The organism is Hymenobacter aranciens (genome assembly GCF_030580865.1).
In the GTDB taxonomy this organism is placed as follows: Bacteria; Bacteroidota; Bacteroidia; order Cytophagales; family Hymenobacteraceae; genus Hymenobacter; species Hymenobacter aranciens.
The window spans coordinates 138,677-160,971 of sequence record NZ_JAUQSY010000013.1; the positions used below are offsets into that span (position 1 = coordinate 138,677).

Sequence of the window (22,295 nt, forward strand, 5' to 3'; positions counted from 1 at the left end):
CCGGAAATTTATCGGCCAATTCAGCCCCCTGTTCAACTGCCTGCGCTGGCAGAATCAGGGCTGCTCGGCCAGCTGCTTGTTGCTGATAAATTCCTGGTCCGTCAGCGTTTGCAGGAAGGCAATAATATCCTGCTGCTCCAGTGCCGTGAGCGCAATGCCCAGCCGTCCGCCCGCCGGGCGCAGCGCCGCATCGAGGGTGGGGGAGGCCAGCACACCGTGGTCGTAATGCGCCAGCACCTGCGCCAGCGAGGCAAACCGGCCATCGTGCATGTAGGGCGGCGTCAGGGCCACGTTGCGCAGCGAGGGCACTTTGAAGAGGCCCACATCGGCAGGCAAGCCCGTGATGTGCGCCCGGCCCGAATCGAGTGGGAAGCTGCTGCTGAGGCCGTTGTTGCGGAAAGTTTCGTCGGTGAACAGGTCGGTGGCGTGGCAGCTGGCGCATTTGGCCTGCACCAGCGCCAGCCCGCGCAGCTCGGCCGCATCGAGGGTGCCGCCAGCTTCGTGGCGCACGTAATGGTCGTAGCGCGAGTTGCTGGATGTGAGCGCCGCCGTGAACTGCGCCAGCGCCCGCAGCAGCTGGTACGAGTCGATGGGCGACCTCTTGTAAATAGCCGCGAAACGCTTTTGGTAGCCCGCGTTCGCGTTGAGCTTCGCCAGCACGCCGTTCATCGTTTCGTCCATTTCCACCGGGTTCATGAGCGGGGCAATGGGCTGGTTCTCGATATGATGGGCGCCGCCGTCCCACATGAAGCTGGGCTTCCAGCGCAGGTTTTGCAGGGCCGGAGAGTTGCGGGTACCCAGGCGGCCATCCACGCCGTGGCTCAGGGTGTGCCCAGCCTGCGAAAAGGCCGCAAACTGCTGGTGGCAAGAGCCGCAAGATACCTTGCCGTCGCGCGACAGCTGCGGGTCGTAGAACAAGGAGCGGCCCAGCTCGAAGGTGGCGCGGTCGGGCGGGTTCTGCTCGGGGCCGTACACCGCGGGCGGGAAGTTGCTGGGCAGCTCCGCGCCAGGAATGGGCTCGATGGTGGGCGCGTCCGCGTCGTCGTGGCAGCTGGTGAGCCCGAGGCTGAGTAATAATCCGAACAGCAGCCAGTGCTTCATGGTGTAAAAATAAGCCCGCCGGCCGTTAGAGCGTGTACCCCGAATTGGAAATTCGGGGTACACGCTCTCAGAACGCCAACAGCGCGGCTGCCTGTTCCCTCAATAGTTGCACCGCGAACGCGTCCGTCAATTCACCCTCCAGCGTCAGCGACTTGTCAGCAAACGGCAGGCGCACGCGCTGCGGCAGCACGGCCGTGCCGAGATACATCAGCACGTCGGTGAGGTGGGCCATGGGCAGCAGGCCGCCCTGCCCGCCGCTGCTCAAGCCCACCAGGGCGGCCTTTTTATGGCGCAGGCCGCCGGGGTAGGCCAGGCCGTCGATGAAGGCCTTCAGCACGCCCGGAAAAGAGGCGTTGTACTCGGGAATGATAAACACAACCTTTTCACTAGCGGCTAGCTTGGTGGCGAGGCGGTTGAAGTCATCGTGCTTGCCCACATTGTGGTAGAGGGCGGTGGTGGTGAAGTCGGCGGGCAGCTCGGCGAGGTCCAGCAGCTGATGCTCGGTACCTAGCTCGGCGAGAATGGAGGCGTAGAGCCGGGCCAGGTGCCCGGCGCGGGAGCGGGGCCGGTTGGTGCCGATGAGGACGGTAATCAAAATAGAGGAAGCGGAGAATGGAATACAAAAGTCGTTACGGCCAGCTTAATGACAGCTGAGGTGGCCGAAAGTTCGGGCCACCGTCCGGCTTGGCAGGGCGCTGGGGCGTAAGTTTGCCCCCGTTTTCGCCCTCCATTTTCCTAAAAGCGGGCTCCGGCTCGTGCCCTTTGTATGCGTCCACTGGTACTGACTGGCCTTGCCGCCCTCACTACGCTGCCCACCCTCGCCCAAACGCCCGCCGACAGCACCCGGCAGCTCACCGAAGTAACCGTGTATGCCACCCGCCTGGGCCAGGTGGCGGGCCAGACCGGCCGCTATGTGACCGTGGTGCCCGGTGCCGCCCTCTCGCGCTACCCCGTCACCTCGCTCGACGATTTGCTGCGCCTCATGCCCGCCCTGGAGGTGCAAAGCCGCGGCAGCTTCGGCGCCCAGGCCGACATCACGATGCGCGGCTCGACCTTCAACCAGGTGTTGCTGTTGCTCGACGGGATGCGTCTCAACGACCCGCTCACCGGCCACTTCGCGGGCTACCTGCCCATCACCCCGGCCGAGATTGAGCAGATTGAAATCGTGCGCGGCCCCGGCGCCGCCCTCTACGGCCCCGATGCCGTGGGCGGCTTCATCAACATCGTTACCAAGACTTTTGCCGCCACCCACCGCCCCGACACAATGGAGGCCCAGGCCACTTTCCTGGCCGGCGAGTGGAACCTGAAATCGACCAACGCCGGCTTCTACGGCCAGCATAAGGGCCTGCGCCTGGCCGGCGGCGTGCTCAACAACAGCACCGACGGCCAGCGGCGCCCGGCGCCCAGTACCCAGCGCAACGACCTGGCGGCTAACACCTACTCCATCTCGGCCGCAGCCGAAATTACGGCCAGGCTCAGCGCCGCCGCCCGCGCCAGCTTCGACCAGCGCGACTTCAACGCCCAGTATTTCTACACCACCAGCACCGCCGACCAGGCCCGCGAAACTACCAGCCGCGACTGGTACCAGGGCCAGCTGCGCTACGAATGGAACGAGCGCGCCCGCACTGAGGTACAGGTGGTAGGCACCACCAGCACCGACGTATTCCGCTTCACGCCAGCCAGCGTGCCCGCCGACCACCTCATGCACTACTTCAACGTGCAACTGCAACACCAGCAGCGTCTATCTGATAAAGTACGGCTGACGCTGGGCGGGCAAGCCGACCGCCGCGAGATTCGTAGCTCCGACCGGGGCCAGCATGACGTTTGGCACGTCGGTGCTTTCGCTGTGGCCGCCGTCACTCCCTATGCGGGTCTCAATCTCACCGGCAGCCTGCGCCTCGACCACGACCGCGCCTATGGTACTGAGTTCCTGCCGCAACTCAATGCTAGCCAAACCCTAGGCGAGCACCTCACCGTGCGGGCCGGCATCGGGCGGGCCATTCGGGCCGCCGATTTCACCGAGCGCTACAACAACTATCTGGCCCCTGGCCCACTAAGCTCCGGTGTACGGATAGGCAACCCCGACTTGCAGGCCGAGCGCACTATGAATTACGAGGCCGGTCTCGATTACCTGCCGTTGCCTTTTCTCACGCTGCACACTACGTATTTCCGCCGCCAGGGCCAGAATCTGATTGACTACGTGGCCGCCACCGGCAGCACAATACAGGAAACCACTGGCCGCCCCAACCTCAATCCTACTGCCACCTACGCCTTCGCTCAAAACCTGTTTGACGTGACTACGCAGGGAGTGGAAACGGAAGTGTCTACGGCTTATAGCTTTAGTTCTAACATGCGGCTTGATGCCCAGGTAGGCTACACCTACCTACGGGTACAAAACGCCGAATCCATCGTGTCGCAGTATTTGGCCAATTTGCCAAAGCATCTGGTATCGGGCAATGTGGCCTTTACTAGCCGCTGGGGCAATTTCTCCCTGGGCGGCGTATGGAAACAGCGCAGCCCGCAGGCCACCACACCCTCGCCTCGTATTATCAGCAGTACGCTCACGCCCAGCTACACCGTCGTCAACGCCCGCGCCGAGCTGGCCCTGCTGCCCGAGCGCCTCTGGGCCACCGCGCAGGTCCAAAACCTGTTCGACGAAAGCTACGCCGACCTGCTGGGCGCTCAGATGCCCGGCCGCTGGTGGATGGCCGGTGTGCGTGTGCGCCTGGCGAAGTAGGACCCGCCAGACATGGTGAGAGGGCACGAGCAACGAATACTAACCTGATTGGTTTGGCGCTCACTCCTGGGTTTTAATCGATATTTAATAGGCTTATCCGTAGCAACAAACTGGTAGCTCATCCATAACAACAAATTATAAGCGCCGTATGGGGAAACCCTTGCGGCGCTTACTTTTTTAGCCAGTCATAAAATGTCGTTGGCAGGGAATTAATCCCGGTTCAACGAATCCTGTATGGTGCGCCGGGTTCCCTCAAGTACGTTTGTATCACGATTGCGCTAGGACAACTTTCTGATACTTCGCTCGTCTCCCCTTAGCTCCCCCAATTATCCTACACTTTTTTTCACAACAATGGCATTAACAACACACCCTTTCCATCCCCAGACCGGCGACCTACTGCCGGGCTTCCGGGATGCGTATCTGCGCGGTGACCTCTCGGGTAGAAATACCGAGCTGGTCGACGCGTACTTCAAAGCCAACCCCAGCAAAGGTGGCGAAGCGTACCAGCGCTTCCATGCCCTGCAAGCCAAAGGCCACGACGTGCGCCCGGTGGGCTGGCTGCAAAACCAGTTCGACCTCATCCGCACCCAGCCGGCTCGTTTCCGGCAGCGTGCTGGTGGTTTGCTGGTAGTAGCGGCGCTGATTGGTGGCGCGGCTTTCGCCAGCACCAACCTGCCCACCGACACCACCATTGCTGCCGAAACGCCCGCTAACCTCGAAAGCGCCGAAAGCACCGTGGCTATGACCACCGTGAGCGGCCGCATTCTGGACGAAAACGGCCGTCCGCTCATCGGCGCTACCGTGCTCGACAAGCGCAGCGGCCGCGGTGTGAGCACCGATGCTTCGGGAAGCTACACGATGGTAGTGCCTGCCAATCGTTCTGCCAACCTGCAGTTTGGCTACGGTGGCTACGGCGATGAGAACGTACTGGTGAATGGCCACGGCACGCAAACCGTGACCCTGCTGCCCCGCGCCGATGCTCCGAAGCTGAAGCGCCATTGGTGGCAGTTCTAAGCCGCCTGGTCCTTACCTTCGCAGCGCCTTTGCCGCTGGGGTAGGGGAGCAGCTACTGGGCCGGCCATTGCCGGCCGGACCAGTAGTCGCTTGCCCGGCAATCCTGCTTTTCCACCAGCGGTTGCTTTGTGCTGTTTCTACCCATGATATTTTCGTTTTTGAACCGCCTGCAAGTCAAAAAAATAACCGTGGCCACTGCCGATGAAAACGGCCGTCAGGCCCAGACCGTTCTGGAAGGCCTGCTTGCCGACCTGCCCGAGTTGCTCATGGCCTGCGTAGTGGAGCTGGCTACGGGTAAGATGCTGGCCTCCTACACTTCCCGCAAAGAGTACAACCCCAACCATATCAGCCTGCGCTATGCGAAAATCATGCGCACGATGAACGAGGCGCTGGATAAAAGGGCCTGGCCCGGCGGCGAGCTGCTCGACAGCACCCTGATGCTCGACGACCAGCTGCACCACCTGCGCCCGCTGCACAACGGCGAGTGGTACTGCTTCCTGGCTGTGCGCATGGCCGATGCCAACCTCGGAATCGCGAAAGAAATAATGCGGCGTCACGCCAACTGACCCATAGTTTTTAAAAACCACATTTTTTTCACACCCCCTTCTTAATTTTTTTATGTCTCCCAAAGACACCGTAAAAGGCATCCTGTCCGACCTCCCCACCTTGGTAGCCGTTGCCGTAGTTGAAACTGAAACCGGTATGCCCCTGGCTTCGCACGCCAACATCGCCGATTTCGACATCGAAACCGCCGCTGCCTACAACACCGAAGTGGTGAAGTCGAAGCTGAAAGCCATCCAGGCCCTGAAGCTGAACCAGACCCTGCAGGATATCCTCCTGACCCTCACCGACCAGCTGCACCTGCTGAAACTGTCGCCCACTGGTGACAAATTCATCTACCTGGCCGTGAACTCGAAAGACACCAACCTGGCCCAGGCCCGTCAAATCATGAAAGCCCACTCGGCTTCGCTGAGCTAGTTGTAGCTTTCGCCTGAATAAAAAGCCCGCTGGCATAGCTGCCAGCGGGCTTTCTTGTGTTCAACCAGCGGCTTTGCGCGGGGCAATAGCCCTTTTACTTCGGCCGGCTCAGCCACGCGACCACCGCCAGGCATAGAGCAAACCACCCCCAGGGCAGCCGCAAATCCAGTACGGACAAGGTCCCATAAACCAGCGTCGTGGCGAAGCTGGCCAGCCCCTGAAACGCCTGGCTTAGCCCAAATACCTCGCCCCGGTCGGCCTCGGTGGTGCGCCGGGCCAGCAGCCCGCCCAGCAGCCCCGGAATAAGCGAAAACGTCAGGCAGTCAAACACCACAATGCCATAAAGCAAAGGCTGCGAGCCGCCCACCAGCCCGTAGGCAAGCAGCACCGGCACCCCCAGCGCCGCCAGCCAGAAGATGGCCCGTTGCTGGTCAATCCGGTCGGCCAGCAACGAGAAAAAGACGTAGTTGAACACCACGCTCAAGGCCCCGAAAAAGATGAAGAAGTACGAAATAGCCCGCGCATCCATGCGCAGCGCCCCCAGGCTGATGTAGGGCACGAAGTAGAAATAGCACCCCAACGCCAGCGTGAGGGCCAGCTGGGTCAGCACAATGCGCTGGATGCCGGGATTGGTGGCCTCCTTGGCCTGCAGCCGCGCCCAAAGAGTGAGCGGATTGAGGGTGCGGGCCAGTTCGGCGCGCAATTCGGCCCCGCGCACGCCGCCGTGCTGCGGGTGGGTTTCGGGCAGCCACCAGCTTAGCAGCACGTTCAGCGCCGCTAGCACCACCGCCAGCCGGATGACGTAGGTGGCCTGCTGGGCCGGCGGCACGTCGAGCGCCGTCAGCAGCAGGCCCGACAGCATCGGCCCCAGCACGAAGCCCAGCGACATAATGCTGCCCGCCAGCCCCAGGTTGCGAAACAGCCGCTCCGGCGGCGACAAATCCGTCAGCGCCGAGTTCACCGTGGCGTACATCCCGTTCGTAGCCCCGTCCGAAACCCGGTTCACGAAGTACAGCCCCGTCCTGATGGGCAGCAACAGGCCATTGGCCAGCAGCGTGCCTAAAGCCGAAAAAATAAAGATGGGCCGCCGCCCGTATCCATCGCTCAGCCGCCCCAGCAGCGGTGCCGAAAACAGCTGTACCCCCAGAAACACTCCCGTGCCCACTGCCAGCCACAACTCCGGCCGCGACAGCCCACGCACAAACTCCGGCACCACCGGCCCCACGGCCGCCGCCACCACGATATCTACCAGCAGAATCGAGTAAAGCAGCAGCAGGCGGCGCGAGGGGAGGGGCATGCGGCAAAAGTACGAGGCGGGCCAGGGTAGCGGTTAAAACAAAAGAGGCGTGGCCTAACAGCCGCGCCTCTTTTATCGTTAATAATCAGGCTTATTATGCCAGATTATTCGAAGTAGCCTTCGCCGCCAGGAACTCCCGGTTCAACATCGCAATATTCTCCAGCGAAATACCCACCGGGCACTCCGCCGCGCACGAGCCAATGTTCGTGCAGGCGCCGAAGCCCTCGATGTCCATCTGGGCCACCATGTTCTCCACGCGGGTCTTGCGCTCCACTTGCCCCTGCGGCAGTAAAGCCAGCTGCGACACCTTAGCTGATACAAACAGCATCGCCGAAGCATTCTTGCAAGCCGCCACGCAAGCGCCGCAGCCAATGCAGGTGGCGGCCTCAAACGCCCGGTCTGCAATGTCCTTCGGAATCGGAATTTCGTTGCCATCCGGCGCCCCGCCGGTGTTCACATTCACGTAGCCCCCCGCCTGAATAATGCGGTCAAACGCCGAACGGTCTACGCTCAAGTCCTTGTTCACCGGGAAGGCGTGGGCGCGCCAGGGCTCAATCGTGATGGTATCCCCATCACTAAACTTGCGCATGTGGAGCTGGCAGGTCGTCGTTCCCTTCTCCGGCCCGTGCGAGCGGCCGTTGATAAACAGGTCGCACGAGCCGCAAATGCCCTCGCGGCAGTCGTGGTCAAATGCTACCGGGTCCTGCCCTTGGTGCAGCAGGTCTTCGTTCAGCACGTCGAGCATTTCCAGGAACGACATATCAGGCGAAATGTCCTTCACTTTATACTCCACAATCTGCCCCTGCGCGTCGCGGTTTGGCTGCCGCCATACGTTCAGGGTCAGGTTCATCGGTTTGGCGTTGGGATTGGAGCCGGCCATAGCTTAGTTAGTTATGAGTTATGAGTTAAAAGTTATGAGTTAGGTTATGGGGTTAACACATAACTTTTAACTCATAACTCATAACTCAAAATATTATTCGTAGCTGCGTTTCGACAGCTTCACGTTTTCAAACACCAGCGGTTCTTTGTTGAGCCGCTCGGGCTGGTTGTCGCCCATAAACTCCCAGGCGGCCACGTAGGCGTAGTTTTCGTCGTCGCGCTGGGCTTCGCCCTTCTCGTCCTGGTATTCCTCGCGGAAGTGGCCGCCGCAGCTTTCGTTGCGGTTCAGCGCATCGTCCACCATCAGCTCGCCCAGTTCCAGGAAATCGGCCACGCGGCCGGCTTTCTCCAGCGCCTGGTTCATTTCCTCGCCGCTGCCCACCAACTTCAGGTCCTGCCAGAACTCCCGGCGCAGCTTCTGAATTTCGGCTTTGGCAAACGTCAGCCCCTTCGCATTGCGGGCCATGCCGCAATACTCCCACATAATGTGGCCCAGCGCCTTATGGAACTCGTCCGGCGTCCGGTTGCCGCGCATCGCCAAGAACTTGGCCGTGCGGTCGCGCACTTCCTGCTCCGCCGCTACAAAGGCCGGGTGCTGCGCATTGATGGCCACTTTATTGGAATCCTCCAGCTTAGCCGGCGTCTTCGCCAGGTAGTCACCGATAGTGTACGGAATCACGAAGTATCCATCCGCCAACCCCTGCATCAGCGCCGAGGCCCCGAGGCGGTTAGCCCCGTGGTCCGAGAAGTTGCACTCGCCCGTAGCGTACAGGCCGGGGATGGTGGTTTGCAGGTTGTAATCAACCCACAGGCCGCCCATGGTGTAGTGTACTGCCGGGTAAATCCGCATCGGCTGCTTGTACGGATTCTCGTCGGTGATTTTGGCGTACATGTCGAAGAGGTTGCCATACTTCTGGCTAACCGCCTCCTCGCCAATGCGCTTAATCACGTCGGCAAAGTCCAGGTACACGGCCAGACCGCTGCTGCCCACACCACGACCTTCGTCGCACATCTGCTTGGCATTGCGCGAAGCCACGTCGCGCGGTACCAGGTTGCCGAAGGCGGGGTACTTGCGCTCCAGGAAGTAGTCGCGCTCCTCTTCTTTAATGTCATTAACGTGAATCTCGCCCTTGCGCAAACGCTCGGCCATTTCCACCGTCTTGGGCACCCACACGCGGCCATCATTGCGCAGCGACTCCGACATCAGCGTCAGTTTCGACTGGTAATCACCCGATACCGGAATGCAGGTTGGGTGAATCTGCGTGAAGCAGGGATTGGCGAAATAGGCACCTTTCTTGTGGGCCCGCCAGGCGGCCGTCACATTGCAATACTTGGCGTTGGTGCTCAGGTAAAACACGTTGCCGTAGCCGCCGGTAGCCAGCACCACGGCGTGGGCCGTGTGACTTTCAATCTTGCCGTTCACCAGGTTGCGCGTCACGATGCCACGCGCCTGCCCGTCAATCACCACCACATCGAGCAACTCCGAGCGGGTGTACATCTTCACTTTGCCGTAGCTAATCTGCCGGCTCAGGGCCGAGTAGGCGCCCAGCAGCAGCTGCTGTCCGGTCTGGCCCCGGGCGTAGAACGTGCGGCTCACCTGCGCGCCCCCGAAGGAACGGTTAGCCAACAGCCCGCCGTACTCGCGGGCGAAGGGCACGCCCTGCGCCACGCACTGGTCAATGATGTTCACCGACACTTGGGCCAAGCGGTACACATTGGCTTCGCGGGCGCGGTAGTCGCCGCCTTTTACGGTGTCGTAAAAGAGACGGTACACCGAGTCACCGTCGTTCTGGTAGTTCTTGGCGGCGTTGATACCACCTTGAGCGGCAATGGAGTGCGCCCGGCGCGGCGAGTCGTGGTACGTAAAGGCTTTTACGTTATAGCCCAGCTCGGCCAGCGAAGCAGCGGCGGCGCCACCAGCGAGGCCGGTACCTACCACGATGATGTCGTACTTCCGCTTGTTGGCGGGGTTGACGAGCTTAACGTTGAACTTGTGCTTGTCCCATTTCTCGGCTATCGAGCCTTCGGGAATCTTGGAATCCGGAAACATACGGGAGGAAATCAATTAGCAATTGACAATGAGCAATGAACAATCATAATTAAGCAATAAGCGAAGCGAAGGCGCCAAAACAGCAGTCCGTCATTACACATTGTTAACTACTAATTGCTCATTGAATTACTGGATTTTGTCTAAACCGAGGAAGAAGTACAGCGGCATGGCGGCAAACGTCGCCGACACAATCACCGCGAAGCCGTAGCCTACCGCCTTAATAACCGGCGTGTACTTGCGGTGGTTCAGCCCTAGCGTCTGAAACGCCGAGCGGAAGCCGTGCCACAGGTGGTAGCCCAGCGACACCTGCGCCAGCACATACAGCGCCACGTACCACCACTGCTGGAACGAGCTTACCACCAGCGTGTACAGGTCATCGTTGTTGTTGATATCCGGGTCGAGTTCGCCGAAGCGGGCGCGCCAAAAGAAATTGTACAAATGGACGATGAGGAACACCAGAATCACTGTGCCCAGCAGGCCCATATTGCGCGAAGTCCACTCCGAATTCTGCTCCGAATGATTGACCACGTAGCCGGTGCCCCGGGCCTTTTTGTTCTTGCCCGTCAGGGCAATGGCTTCGTAGATGTGGAAGCCAAAACCCAGCACCAGCACCCATTCGATGGTGCGGATAATGGGGTTGGTACCCATGAAGTGCGAATAGATATTAAATGCCGCCCCGTTGTCGTGCTTGAAAAGCTGCAAATTGCCGACAAGGTGAATGACCAGAAAGGAGCACAAGAACAAGCCCGTGATGGACATGATAATCTTGCGGCCGATGCTACTGGTAAAGGTTTTCGTAAACCAACTCATAAAGGAGCCAAACTGGGTTGAAATAGGGCTCAAAGGTACAGTCGGACCGCTAACCAAGCCAGAAAAATCACATTTCGTTACTTAGACTGAATTTAAATAAACCTTTAGCCACCGTGGTGAATCTATCTACCGCGGGCATCGTTAAGGCTATTGCGGTGTGAGGGACAACTCTCAGGCCCGAAAAGATGTTAGGATATTAGGTAGCTTGCGGCGGCTCTGGCGGCTGGGGCTCTGCTTCTCGTTTTTCTTGTACTCGCTGGTATGAAACTGTTCTTTTTACGCTGGGGGCGGGCCGTGGGGCAACTGCCGCTATTAGCCCTGACTTTGTGGGTAATGCTGGGCTTACTGCCTAACACGGCTGAGGCCTCGCACATCCGGGCCGGGGATATTCAGGCCCGCGTCGATACGACGGGCGCAAACCCCCGCCGAATATTCTTTAAGCTGACGCTGTACACTGACTTGGTCGGGTTGAATGGTCAGTTGGTGACGCAGGATGAGGTGACCATTTTCTTCGGGGACGGGACAGCGCAGGAGCACATCCGGCGTACAACCACGAATGCCATTCCGATTCCCAGCTCACCCGATACTGGCTTGAACGTCTACCTGTTTGAGCATACTTTTCCTTCGGCCCGCGAGTTTAAAGTGAGCTTCATCGGGGAAAACCGGAACCAGGGTATCCGCAACATGACGGATTCCAATAATCAGACGTTTTACATCAGCACGACTGTCCGGATAGACCCTGCGCTGGGATTGAATCAGTCGCCGGTGCTCAATGCGCCAGCCTTTGACAAGGCGGGCATCAGACAGGTGTTTTTGCATAATCCGGCTGGCTCCGATGCCGATGGGGACTCGTTGTCTTATAAGTTGATAAATTGTCAGCAAGTGCCATTGGGAGTAGCTGGTACGCTGATATCGGGCGGGGGGAATAACCGTCCTGTGCCAGTCTCCTGCACCAATTATCGCTACCCCAACGACCCTCAGATTAGTGGGGCTACCAACCCGGTGCAGGTAGCCTACAACGGGATACCTGTCGGGGTGCCAGGCGCCCCAGCCGTTTTTGTGCAGGATGCTGTTACGGGCCAGATTACCTGGAACGCACCGATACTGGCGGGCTATTACAACATCGCCTTCAAGGTGGAGGAATGGCGGCGTTCGGCAACAGGTATCCGGCAAATTGGCGAAGTTGTTCGCGACATGCAGATTATCGTGCGGAACACGCTTAACCTCCGGCCCGAGCTGACGGTGCCAGCTGATGTGTGCGTAGTGGCCGGCGATGTCGTGCGCGGCGTTGTGACGGCAGTGGACGGAACGGAGCCGGGCTACCAGGGGCAGACTGCTATTCAGCTGTTTGCTTACGGTGGAATGCTGCCGCCCGCTACTTTCACCCAGGGCTCTGCCGGCCCGCCGCAGGCCCGGGGCGAATTTGTGTGGAGGACGGAATGCAACGACGTGGCCCGATTGCCGCACCAAGTGGTATTTAAGGCACAGGATACGCCGGCCTCGCCCGGCGACCCCGTGCTGGTGGACGTCAGGACCTGGAACATTCGGGTGGTTGGGCCAGCACCGCAAAATGTGCAGGCCTCTGCCAGCGTGGTGGGTGGCCTCAACTCCGCCCTGCTGACCTGGGACCGGTACACCTGCAACAACGCCCGCAACCTTTACATCTACCGCCGTGAGGGTGCTGCCGGCACTACGCCGGGACCCTGCGAAACGGGTATCCCGGCCAGTTCAGGGTACGTGCGCATCGGCACGGTGACGGCGGCCACGATGTCGTTTGTCGATACTAACCTCAACTCCGCGAATGTAGCGCAGGGGCTGGTCCGTGGCAAAACGTACTGCTACCGCATTTATGCCGACTTCCAGCTACCTGCTGGCGGCGAAAGCCTAGCCTCGGCCGAGGCCTGCGTGACGTTTGCCGGTCGGCAGGCGCTGCTGAAAAACGTGGATATAACCCAGACTAACGCCACCAATGGCCGCATTGATGTGCGCTGGACTAAACCCGACCCCGGCAACGGTGCCCCCTTTGCGGCGCCGCTGGGCTACCGCATATTGCGCAGTCAGAGCACTTCGCCCACGGTGTTTGTGCCGGTGCGCACGCTCACCACCCTCGATGATACGATGCTGACTGACACCGGTCTCAACACCCAGGACGTGCAGTATATCTACAAGCTGGAGTTCTTCTCGACCCCCAGCGGCCGCGAGGTGGTGGAGAATGGGCCGGTGGCCAGCAGTGTACGCACCTCGATAATACCTAACGGGCTGACTAGTACTATCACCGTAAACTGGAGATACGACGTGCCCTGGGACAACTCGCTGCCCCAGCAGCCGACTACTATTTACCGGCGGAGCCCGGGCGGCGCGTTCGTGCAGATTGGTACGGCGCAAGGTACGGCTACCGGTGGTACCTACGTAGACCGCGACCCCAGCCTGCGCAAGCAGGAGGAATACTGCTACTACGTGCAGACGGATGGCCGCTACCCCGGTGTGAACTACCTCACGTCGCTGCTCAACAAAAGCCAGGAGCGTTGCGTGGTGCTCACCGACGTGCCCTGCGACCCCATTCTGACTTTAGTGCCTACTAACTGCGACAGTCTGGCGGCACTGCAGGAATTCCCGACGGCTAGTATGCGCTACAGCAACAATTTGCGCTGGACGCTGGGCAATTCGCCCGCCGGCTGCAAGGCCGAAGCCAGCTACTACCGTATTTTCTACCGCGCTGGCAACGCAGGGCCGTACACGCTTATCGACTCGGTTAGCCAGACCAGCTATACGCACCGCAGCCTCGACTTTTCGGGCGGCTGCTACCAAGTGCAAGCGGTGGACCAGTACGGCGTACGCAGTAACCTTAGCAACGAAGCCTGCCAAGACAACTGCGTATTCTTCGTGCTGCCTAATATATTCACCCCCAACGGTGATGGCAAGAACGATACATTCCGTCCCAAAAACAGCAGCCCGCTACGGCGCGTGCATTTCACGGCCTTCAACCGCTGGGGCGTGAAGGTATTTGAGAACACCACCAATGCCGAAATCTTTATCAACTGGGACGGCGGTGGCCCAGCGGGTGAAGTTGGCAACAGCAGCAATAAGGTGGTTGACGGTGTGTATTTCTACCAGGCCGAGGTAGAGTTTGCCGACAACAACAACACCAAGCGCACCTACAAAGGCTGGGTAGAAGTGTTGCGTTGATAAAGCGTAACCAGCGAAAACAACCGGAAACGCGGTGAGCCATTTGGCTTACCGCGTTTTTTTATGGGGCAAGACTCCCGGCCGGCTTACTTTTGCGCACTCCAATTCCTAACCCGATACCCTTAAACAGCACTTTTATGGCCAACCGCGCCTTCGTTTTTCCCGGTCAGGGCAGCCAGTTTCCGGGCATGGCCCGCGAGCTTTTTGAGCAACATCCTGAAGCCGCCCGCCTGCTTACCCAAGCCAACGACATCCTGGGGTTTAGCCTGACCGACATCATGTTCGGCGGTTCGGACGATGACCTGCGCCGGACCGACGTGACGCAGCCTGCCATTTTTGTGCATTCGGTGGCGCAGTTTGCGGCCACGCCCGATGCCCGCCCCATCATGGTGGCCGGCCACTCGCTGGGTGAGTTCTCGGCGCTGGTGGCGGCCGGGGTGCTGCGCTTCGAGGATGCGCTGGCGCTGGTGGCGCGCCGGGCCCAGGCCATGCAGGCGGCCTGCGAGGAGCAGCCCGGCACGATGGCCGCCATTCTGGGGCTGGATGATGCTACAGTGGAGCGCGTGTGCCAGGAAATCACCGATGGCGGCAACGTGGTAGTGGCCGCCAACTATAACTGCCCCGGCCAGCTCGTTATCTCGGGCTCGACTACCGGCATTGCCCAGGCCTGCGAGGCGCTGAAAGCCGCCGGAGCCAAGCGCGCCCTGCCACTGCCCGTGGGCGGCGCCTTCCACTCGCCGCTGATGCAGAGCGCCGCTGCCGCACTGGCCGAGGCTATCGAAAAGACGGCTTTTGGCGAAGCCCTGTGCCCGGTGTACCAGAACGTGGATGCCCGCCCGCACACCAACCCCGACGAAATCAAAGCCAACCTGCTGGCCCAGCTGACGGCTCCCGTGCGCTGGACGCAGCTGGTGCAGCAAATGGCTGCCGACGGCGCCACCGATTTCGTGGAGTGCGGCCCCGGTAAGGTATTGCAGGGCCTGGTGAAGAAAATTGTGCCCACGGCTACCGTAGCCTCGGCCTAACGGTGCGGCTGACGGAGCGGCAGCTTTCATCCCGCCAGTGGTTTGCGTGGTCGGTGGGGCTGGCCGGGCTGGTGCAATTAGCCTTGTTTGCCTACGCCTCCGGCCCCGGCCTGGCCGGCACTGCCGACTCGACTTACTACCTGCACGCGGCCCGCAGCCTGCGGGAGGTGGGCCGCCTGTTGCACCCCGATGGCTCGGCCTACCGCTACTGGCCGCCGCTGTACCCGGTGCTGGTGGCGGTAGTGGGCAACCTGATGGGACTGCGGCTGTTGCACGGCGCCTGCCTGCTGGGCAGTCTGCTGGGCTGGAGCTGGCTGGGCCGGAAATTGCTGCCTGAAGCGCGGACCTGGGTATTACCCTGGGCGCTGGCGTTGGGGACGCCGGGTTTGGTAGTGAGCAAGTTCGTGTGGGGTGAAGCGGTGTTTACGCTGCTGTTTGCCGCGTATGCAGCCGCGCTATACCAATGGCTGCACACCACGCGAAATAGCTGGCTGGCGGTGGCTACGCTGGCGGCTGGCTTGCTGCCTTTGCAGCGTACCATTGGCTTTTTCCTGCTGGTCGGGGTGGGAGCGGGGCTGTTGCTGGCGGCGGTCAAACACCCGCGGCTTCGACCCGGAGTCGTAGTCCATCTGGGCCTGAGTGCGCTGGGTGGTTTGCTGTGGCACTACTATGCGCTGCTGCTGGCGGCGCCCAGCGTGTACCAGATTAACCGGGGCTGGGCGCAATTTTTCAGCTCGATGGCCGATTATGGGTTTGTGCTGCTGCGCTGGCTGCTGCCGGTGCGGGCCAGCTGGTACGGGGCTGGGGCGCCGGTGGGTTGGGGTATTGGGTTGATTTTGGTGCTGGCCACCAGCTGGCCGCGCCAACACCCACCAATGGCGGTGACGCGGCCTGCGGCTGGGCTCTTGCCTCGCCTGTTGTGGGCCAGCTTATTCAGCTTCCTGCTGTTAATCTTAATTGCCACCACCTTCACCCGCAGCGCTGCAGGCCTCTACGACGCCGAGCGGTACGCCAGCGTCATATTCGGCCCGCTGGTACTACTGGTGATGAGTTCTCTGCCAGTGCCGCGCACAAAGGCCGCCCGGTGGCTCCTAATTTCTGTATTAGGAATCTGGCTGGTATACTCGGCGGGCCGGGCTTGTACCAACGCGCAGAATCTGCGCCAATTGCCCACCATCAGCGCCACGCAGTAGCTATTCTTCCCAGCGCCGCACGGCTAAGTGGTCGGGGCACTCGGCCAGCAGCTCGGCAATGTTTTGCTGGTAAAGCGGATGCTGCACCACGCCGGCAATATCCACCAGCGGCGTGAGGGCGAAGCGCCGCTCGGCCAGCCGGGCATGGGGCACGATGAGGCCGGGCTGCTCGATAATGTGGTTGCCGAAGAGCAGAATATCCACGTCGAGCGTGCGGCTGCCCCAGCGCTCGTGGCGCTCGCGGCCGGCCTCGTGCTCGGCAGCCAGGCACTGTGTCAGCAGTTGCCCCACGGTCAGCGTCGTGCGCAGGGCAATAGCCTGATTTAGAAAAGCGGGCTGGTCCTCGCGCCCCCAGGCGGCGGTTTCGTAGATGGCCGACTCGGCTATCAATTCGCCGACGCTGAGGGCCAGCCGGGCCCGGCCGGCCTGCAAATGCGCGGCCCGGTCGCCGAGGTTGCTGCCGAGAAGTAAGTAGGCGACGGTCGTGTTCATAGCTGGCGGTGGAAGAAGGCGGCCGTTTGTTCCGCAATGTAGCGGGCAGGCTGCGGCAAGTCCGTATTGTTCCAGGGGTGGGCGCCGCCAAACATGTGCGTGGCACCCGGCACGAGCAGCAGCTCGGCATCGGGCTTGAGCTCGTGCAGGGCGTGGGCGGCGGCTACGGCCACGGTTTCGTCCTGGTCGCCGTGGATGAGCAGCAGCGGCTGCTTCAGCTTGCGGCGCACGTTGTGCGGAATATCGAGGCGCGCGCGGTGCGCAACGTAATCTTCCACAATCTGGTAGTCGAGCGGCAGCTGCTGGCCGGTGCGGGCATTGGGTACGTGAATGCGGCCCGTGCGCTGCCACTCGTCCATGAACGCGGCGGGCCAGCGCTGGTCGAAATCGGCCACGGCGGCCCAGGTAGTCACGGCTTTGATGCGCGGGTCTTCGGCGGCTTTCAGCAGCACGAGGCCGCCGCCGCGGCTGTGGCCCACGAGGTAGAGGCGCGTGAGGTTCATTTCGGCGGCGGGCACGGGCGTGGTGCCGGGTGCGTGCAGCGCGTCGAGGAGCTGCCCGAGGTCGTCGAGCTCGATGCTGAAATTGTTGCGGCCGAAGGCGTCGAGGTCTTCCAGGTCGCCGCAGCCATCTATTACCATACCGTTGTGCGAGAGATTGAGCTTTACGCACACGAAGCCTTCGCCGGCGAAGTAGTCGGCCACCAGCGGGAAGTGCCCCCAGTCCTTGAAACCTTTGAAACCGTGCACAAACACGATAACCGGCTTGGCTTGGCCGGTAGTTTCATAGGTGGCGTCGGCGGCGAAGCGGCGGCCGTGAGCGGGGCCAGTGAGGACGAAAGCAGCGTGGGTAAGCATGGCGCGAAGGTAGGCAGAACGACAAACTCCCCTCCTTTTCAAGGAGGGGATGCCAAGCCGCAGGCCTGGCTGGGGTGGTTAGTGGTCGGCAGGGCTTTTTTGCCGAAGAGGATACCGATTTCCAGACCAACAGCCTTGGTTGATTGTTCTAACCCTACCCAGACGGCGTGGGCGGCCTAACCACCCCTGTTTTGCTTGCGGCAAAACACCCCCTCCTTGGCAGGAGGGGAGTTTCATTCTGTTCGGCCTTCGCCATTCCCGCCGTATCATTGCGCCCGTAATGCCCGTTTCCCCCTCTATTTCCCTCGCCCAGATTCAGGCCCCCATTGCGGCCGAGATGGAAGAGTTCGAGCACAAGTTTCGGCAGTCGATGCGCACCAAGGTGCTGCTGCTCGACAAGATAATGGGCTACATCGTGAAGCGCAAGGGCAAGCAGATTCGCCCGATGTTCGTCTTCCTGACGGCCCACATCACCGCCGCCGACCCCACCGCGCCGCTGCCCGAAGCATCCTTCCGCGGGGCGGCGCTGATTGAGCTGCTGCACACCGCCACGCTGGTGCACGACGACGTGGTGGATGAGTCGAACTACCGCCGCGGCTTCTTCTCCATCAATGCGCTGTGGAAGAATAAAATTGCCGTGCTCGTGGGCGACTATCTGCTGTCGCGCGGCCTGCTGCTGTCGCTCGAAAACGACGACTACGACCTGCTCAAAATCGTGAGCAACGCCGTGCGCGAGCTTAGCGAAGGCGAACTGCTGCAGATTGAGAAAGCCCGCCGCCTCGACATCACCGAGGACGTGTATTTCGAGATTATCCGCCAGAAGACGGCCTCACTCATTGCTTCCTGCACGGCGGTGGGTGCTTCTTCGACCGGGGCCGACAAGGAGACCATTGAGCGGGCCCGCTTGTTTGGCGAGAAAGTGGGTATTGCCTTTCAAATCAAGGACGATTTGTTTGACTATGGCACCGAGGAAATCGGCAAGCCGGTGGGCATCGACATCAAGGAGAAAAAGATGACGCTGCCGCTGATTCACGCGCTGTCCAAAGCCAGCTGGCTGGAGAAGCGGAAAGTCATTTTCAACGTGAAAAACAACGAAGGCCGCCGCGACCGGGTGCAGGCGGTGATTGAGTTCGTGAAGCAGTCGGGCGGGCTCGATTACGCCATCGGCGTGATGAAGCAGTACCGCGACGAGGCGCTGGCCATTCTGTACACGTTTCCGGATTCGCCGAGCCGGACTTCGCTAGAGCAGCTGATTAACTACACGATTGAGCGGGAGAAGTAGACTTCTGTCATGCTGAACGCAATGAAGCATCCTATCGTGGCCGAACAAATCGTTTCGGCGTGATAAGATGCTTCACTGCGTTCAGCATGACAGAAGGCGTTATTCCGCCACCTGGTAGCTGACCTTGTCGCCGGCCACCTCGCTCACTTTGAACGTCACGCCATCAAAGGTGCTGTCGACCTCAATCTGGTGGGTCATGTGGCAGCCGGGGCACTTGATTTCTTCGATTTCGTGGTTGGCGGCGTGCTCCGAGGAGTCGGCTTCGTCATTCACGGCGGGCACGCCGATGAGGTCGGTGAAGACTTCGGTGTGGCACTGGTTGCACTCAAACTTGAGGCCGACGGCGCGGCCCTGCAGGTCGGACAGCGAGGCGGGCAGGCTGGAGCTTTGTTGAATCCACATAAGCGGGAGGGAGTTGGTTTGGTGAAAGAAAGAGGGGTGGGACGGCCCGGCGGGCCTGCCCGGGTGTACGCAGCGGCGGCAGAAAAAGATAGGCCCGGCGCGTCCGATAGTATCTTGGCAGGGCGGCTGACGGTGGCCGCCCTCGTGTTACTTACCTTGTATGGCCGATTCTGAACTGGCGCCCCTGCCGCGGGTGCCCCGCTGGCAGTCGGTGCGCCGCTCGCTGGGTGGGGCTACCGATTTGCTGCCCACGCTCGATGGCATGCTCAACGACTTTGGCGACACCATCGAGATGTTCATCGGCGGGGTGCGCCACACCATTCTCACCCGCGAGCCGGGCCTGGTGCAGCACATCCTGCAGAAGAATAACCGGAATTACGCCAAGTCGCCCTTTACGCGGGGCTTCGCGCGCTACGTGGGCCACGGTCTGCTCACCAACGAGGGCGCCGACTGGCTGCGGCAGCGCCGGCTCATTCAGCCGGGCTTTCACCGGCAGCGGGTGGCGGGCCTCACCGGGCTGATGCAGGAGATTATCGAAGAAACGCTGGCGCCGCTGGTGGCCCAGGCCGGGGCAGCGGGCGGCTTCATCGATGTGGAAGCCCACGCGCTGATGACGCAGCTCACCTTTCGCATCATTGCCCGCTCGGTGTTCAGTACGGCCCTGGCCGAGGATGATTTGCAGCGCGCCTCCGGGCTGCTCACCAGCATCCAAGAGTTCTACACCCGCACCATCCGGCAGCCCTACAAGCGGCCGTGGTTTAAGCTTTCGGGCCAATATCGGAAACACGATGCGCAGGCGGCCGAGCTGCGCGCCCTGCTGGCCCGCTACATCAGCCAGCGCCAGCAGGCCAACGCCGCCGGCACCCCGCCGCCCGACGACCTGCTGCAAATGCTGCTCGACGCCCGCTACGAGGACACCGGCGAGCCCATGCCGCTGGAGCGCGTCGTCGACGAAGCCCTCATCCTGGTGGTGGCTGGCCACGAAACCAGCGCCAACGCCCTCAGCTGGCTGCTCTACCTGCTGGCCGGGCACCCCGAAGAAGCGGCGCTCATTCGCCAGGAAGCTCACACTACGCTGGGTACCGCCAAACCCAGCTTCGCCGAGCTGCCGCAGCTGGGCCGGGCCCTCTGGGCGGTGCAGGAAACCATGCGCCTCTACCCGCCCGCCTGGATGCTCGACCGCGTGGCCCTGGCCGACGACGAGTACCAGGGCCGGCGCATCGCCAAGGGCACCATGTTTTCGCTCTACCTCCACGGCCTGCACCACGACCCCAAGCACTGGCCCGCGCCGCTCACCTTTCAGCCCCTGCGCTTTGCCCCCGAGGCGCTTAGGCAGCAGGCCCCCTACACCTACGCGCCCTTCGGCGGCGGCCCGCGTCTGTGCGTGGGCATGCAGTTCGCCCTCACCGAAATGCAGCTCGTGACCCTGGAGCTGGTGCGGCGCTTCGACATTACTTGGCCCGCCGCGCCGCCTACCATCATCACGCAGCCCATGATTACGCTACGGCCGAAGACGGATTTCCGGGTCCGGCTGCGGCAGATATGATACAGCCGCCGCTGGTTTATGCACAGCCACCAGTGGTAACGATACACCAGATATTCTTTTATGGACCGGCAACGGTGGCCACAATACACCGGATTTTCTTTTAGGGACCGGCACCGGTGGTGGCTATACACCCACTGTTGTTTTATGAACAGCCACCAGTGGTGATAATACACCGAGTATTATTTTGTGAACATCCCCTAGTGGAAACGATACAACGATAAAGCCCTGCCGTCATTCACTATTAGTGAATGACGGCAGGGCTTTATCAGAAATGCCCTTGTGTATCTTCAGCTTATTGCAGATGGTATGTAAGCACCGGTGGGAAGGCGTGGGTGGCCACTGTCTCGGCAATGCTGGTGTTGAAGAAGCCGCTGAGGCCAGTGCGGGCGTGGGTGGGAATAACAATCAAGTCGGCCCCGACGCGCTTGGCAAACTCCTCAATGCCCGCCGAGGTGCTGTCGGCATTGACCACGTCGGCCTGCACATTCGGAAGTTGGGCCTGGTCGGCAAAGGCCTGAATGTGGCTTCGGGCGGCCGAGCCATCCGAGCCCGAGGCCACGTGCAGCAGATGCAGCTGCGCCTGTGGGAAGGCCGCCGCCACCTGGCGCAGGCCGTTGATGGCCCCGGCCGATTCGCCGGTAAAGTCCGACGGAAACACGATGTTGCGCACCGCGAAACCATCCTGCTGGTGCTTCACCGTGAGCACCGGGCAGGGCGCCAGCCGAATCAGCCGCTCGGTGTTCGAGCCCACGAAGAAGTGCTCCATCGCGCCGTGGCCCTGCGCGCCCATCACCACCAGGTCGATGCCATGCCGCTCGATGGCCTGCAGAATGCCATCGCCGATGCGGGCTACCTCCACCGCGTCGGTCACTGGCACCCCGTCGGCCTCGGCTACCAGGGCGTGCATACGGCGCTTGGTAGCCTCCATCAGCTTGATGGTGTAAATCGCGTCGATGCCCTGGGCATTGGGCAGGTCAGCGCCGTTGGTGGGCCCGCCGTAGGCGCTGAAATTGGCCGTCATGGCATCGGGCGTTTCCAGCACGTGCAGCAGGGTAATGGAGCCGCCGGTTTGCTTGGCCAGCTGTTGCGCCACCTGGTAGGCATGGTGCGCCTCGGCAGAAAAGTCGGTCGGAACAAGGATGTTTTTCATCGGGTGAAAGAAGAAAAGAGGGTTTTGGGTACTTGGTTTTTTCGCTTACGAAAAATGCGGCAGGGAGGCTAAGACCGGGCTTGTGGGGTGATAATATCTTCATGTTTTGCTCACCAAAACCCGCCCGCGCCGTCTGTCATGCTGACGAAGGAAGCATCCTCTCACGCCGCAACGATTTCGTTAGAACGCGATAGGATGCTTCCTTCGTCAGCATGACACGCGGCTCTACTCCTTCAGCAGCGCGTCCACGGTCCGCTCAAACTCCGCCGTCTCCTCCTGATAGTACTTCCCCGTGC

Annotated in this window: 19 protein-coding genes; 9 read left to right on the forward strand and 10 right to left on the reverse strand. The window is 61.1% G+C overall.

Annotated elements, in window-relative coordinates:
- Positions 1-54 precede the first annotated feature (54 nt).
- Together Q5H93_RS18570 and Q5H93_RS18575 are read right to left on the reverse strand one after the other, a co-directional pair.
- Positions 55-1,101 carry a cytochrome-c peroxidase gene (locus tag Q5H93_RS18570; protein ID WP_305008142.1) on the reverse strand — a complete coding sequence of 349 codons (1,047 nt, stop codon included), beginning with the start codon at positions 1,099-1,101 and terminating at the stop codon, positions 55-57.
- Between the two features lie 67 nt (positions 1,102-1,168).
- Entirely contained in the window at positions 1,169-1,696 is a 528-nt protein-coding gene (locus Q5H93_RS18575) for an NADPH-dependent FMN reductase (RefSeq protein WP_305008143.1), read from the reverse strand.
- Between the two features lie 171 nt (positions 1,697-1,867).
- Here Q5H93_RS18575 and Q5H93_RS18580 point away from each other — a divergent pair, with 171 nt between their 5' ends.
- The 4 genes from Q5H93_RS18580 (at position 1,868) to Q5H93_RS18595 (ending at position 5,830) form a co-directional block, all read left to right on the forward strand.
- The gene (locus Q5H93_RS18580) at positions 1,868-3,838 is read left to right on the forward strand and encodes a TonB-dependent receptor plug domain-containing protein (RefSeq protein WP_305008144.1); all 1,971 of its coding nucleotides are present in this window, start codon (positions 1,868-1,870) and stop codon (positions 3,836-3,838) included.
- Positions 3,839-4,189: 351 nt separating this feature from the next.
- The gene (locus tag Q5H93_RS18585; RefSeq protein ID WP_305008145.1) at positions 4,190-4,852 is read left to right on the forward strand and encodes a carboxypeptidase-like regulatory domain-containing protein; all 663 of its coding nucleotides are present in this window, start codon (positions 4,190-4,192) and stop codon (positions 4,850-4,852) included.
- Between the two features lie 143 nt (positions 4,853-4,995).
- Positions 4,996-5,418 (forward strand): hypothetical protein, encoded by a 423-nt coding sequence (locus Q5H93_RS18590; RefSeq protein ID WP_305008146.1) that lies wholly within the window; start codon positions 4,996-4,998, stop codon positions 5,416-5,418.
- Positions 5,419-5,470: 52 nt separating this feature from the next.
- Complete coding sequence (locus Q5H93_RS18595; RefSeq protein WP_305008147.1) at positions 5,471-5,830, forward strand: hypothetical protein; 360 nt, start codon at positions 5,471-5,473, stop codon at positions 5,828-5,830.
- Positions 5,831-5,924: 94 nt separating this feature from the next.
- On the opposite strand, the gene Q5H93_RS18600 is transcribed toward Q5H93_RS18595, so the two are convergent.
- The 4 genes from Q5H93_RS18600 to Q5H93_RS18615 all read right to left on the reverse strand — a co-directional run bounded on the left by Q5H93_RS18600 (position 5,925) and on the right by Q5H93_RS18615 (position 10,866).
- Complete coding sequence (locus Q5H93_RS18600) at positions 5,925-7,127, reverse strand: MFS transporter (protein WP_305008148.1); 1,203 nt, start codon at positions 7,125-7,127, stop codon at positions 5,925-5,927.
- A 94-nt stretch (positions 7,128-7,221) separates the two neighbouring features.
- Positions 7,222-7,977: a succinate dehydrogenase/fumarate reductase iron-sulfur subunit gene (locus Q5H93_RS18605; protein ID WP_305008162.1), complete on the reverse strand. Its 756-nt coding sequence runs from the start codon at positions 7,975-7,977 to the stop codon at positions 7,222-7,224.
- 123 nt (positions 7,978-8,100) lie between these two features.
- Entirely contained in the window at positions 8,101-10,056 is a 1,956-nt protein-coding gene (locus Q5H93_RS18610) for a fumarate reductase/succinate dehydrogenase flavoprotein subunit (protein WP_305008149.1), read from the reverse strand.
- Between the two features lie 126 nt (positions 10,057-10,182).
- Positions 10,183-10,866 carry a succinate dehydrogenase cytochrome b subunit gene (locus tag Q5H93_RS18615; RefSeq protein ID WP_305008150.1) on the reverse strand — a complete coding sequence of 228 codons (684 nt, stop codon included), beginning with the start codon at positions 10,864-10,866 and terminating at the stop codon, positions 10,183-10,185.
- A 261-nt stretch (positions 10,867-11,127) separates the two neighbouring features.
- Between Q5H93_RS18615 and Q5H93_RS18620 the strand changes: the two genes are divergently transcribed.
- The 3 genes from Q5H93_RS18620 (at position 11,128) to Q5H93_RS18630 (ending at position 16,270) form a co-directional block, all read left to right on the forward strand.
- Entirely contained in the window at positions 11,128-14,052 is a 2,925-nt protein-coding gene (locus Q5H93_RS18620; protein ID WP_305008151.1) for a T9SS type B sorting domain-containing protein, read from the forward strand.
- A 137-nt stretch (positions 14,053-14,189) separates the two neighbouring features.
- Positions 14,190-15,077 carry an ACP S-malonyltransferase gene (gene fabD, locus Q5H93_RS18625; protein ID WP_305008152.1) on the forward strand — a complete coding sequence of 296 codons (888 nt, stop codon included), beginning with the start codon at positions 14,190-14,192 and terminating at the stop codon, positions 15,075-15,077.
- A 2-nt stretch (positions 15,078-15,079) separates the two neighbouring features.
- Positions 15,080-16,270, forward strand: a complete 1,191-nt coding sequence (locus Q5H93_RS18630; protein ID WP_305008153.1) for a hypothetical protein — start codon at positions 15,080-15,082, stop codon at positions 16,268-16,270.
- On the opposite strand, the gene folK is transcribed toward Q5H93_RS18630, so the two are convergent.
- Both folK and Q5H93_RS18640 read right to left on the reverse strand, forming a co-directional pair.
- A complete protein-coding gene (gene folK / locus Q5H93_RS18635) occupies positions 16,271-16,762 on the reverse strand; it encodes a 2-amino-4-hydroxy-6-hydroxymethyldihydropteridine diphosphokinase (RefSeq protein WP_305008154.1) in 492 nt (163 codons plus the stop codon).
- Entirely contained in the window at positions 16,759-17,619 is an 861-nt protein-coding gene (locus tag Q5H93_RS18640; RefSeq protein WP_305008155.1) for an alpha/beta hydrolase family protein, read from the reverse strand. The genes folK and Q5H93_RS18640 overlap by 4 nt, the downstream gene beginning before the upstream one ends.
- Before the next feature lie 280 nt (positions 17,620-17,899).
- On the opposite strand from Q5H93_RS18640, the gene Q5H93_RS18645 reads away from it, so the two are divergent.
- Positions 17,900-18,901 (forward strand): polyprenyl synthetase family protein, encoded by a 1,002-nt coding sequence (locus Q5H93_RS18645; RefSeq protein ID WP_305008157.1) that lies wholly within the window; start codon positions 17,900-17,902, stop codon positions 18,899-18,901.
- A 99-nt stretch (positions 18,902-19,000) separates the two neighbouring features.
- Here the strand turns inward: Q5H93_RS18645 and Q5H93_RS18650 are convergent, their stop codons facing one another.
- On the reverse strand, positions 19,001-19,303 hold the full coding sequence (locus Q5H93_RS18650) for a hypothetical protein (RefSeq protein ID WP_305008158.1): 303 nt from the start codon (positions 19,301-19,303) through the stop codon (positions 19,001-19,003).
- Positions 19,304-19,463: 160 nt separating this feature from the next.
- On the opposite strand from Q5H93_RS18650, the gene Q5H93_RS18655 reads away from it, so the two are divergent.
- Positions 19,464-20,849 carry a cytochrome P450 gene (locus Q5H93_RS18655; protein WP_305008159.1) on the forward strand — a complete coding sequence of 462 codons (1,386 nt, stop codon included), beginning with the start codon at positions 19,464-19,466 and terminating at the stop codon, positions 20,847-20,849.
- 292 nt (positions 20,850-21,141) lie between these two features.
- Here the strand turns inward: Q5H93_RS18655 and Q5H93_RS18660 are convergent, their stop codons facing one another.
- Positions 21,142-21,999 carry a universal stress protein gene (locus tag Q5H93_RS18660; protein ID WP_305008161.1) on the reverse strand — a complete coding sequence of 286 codons (858 nt, stop codon included), beginning with the start codon at positions 21,997-21,999 and terminating at the stop codon, positions 21,142-21,144.
- Positions 22,000-22,295: the final 296 nt, after the last annotated feature.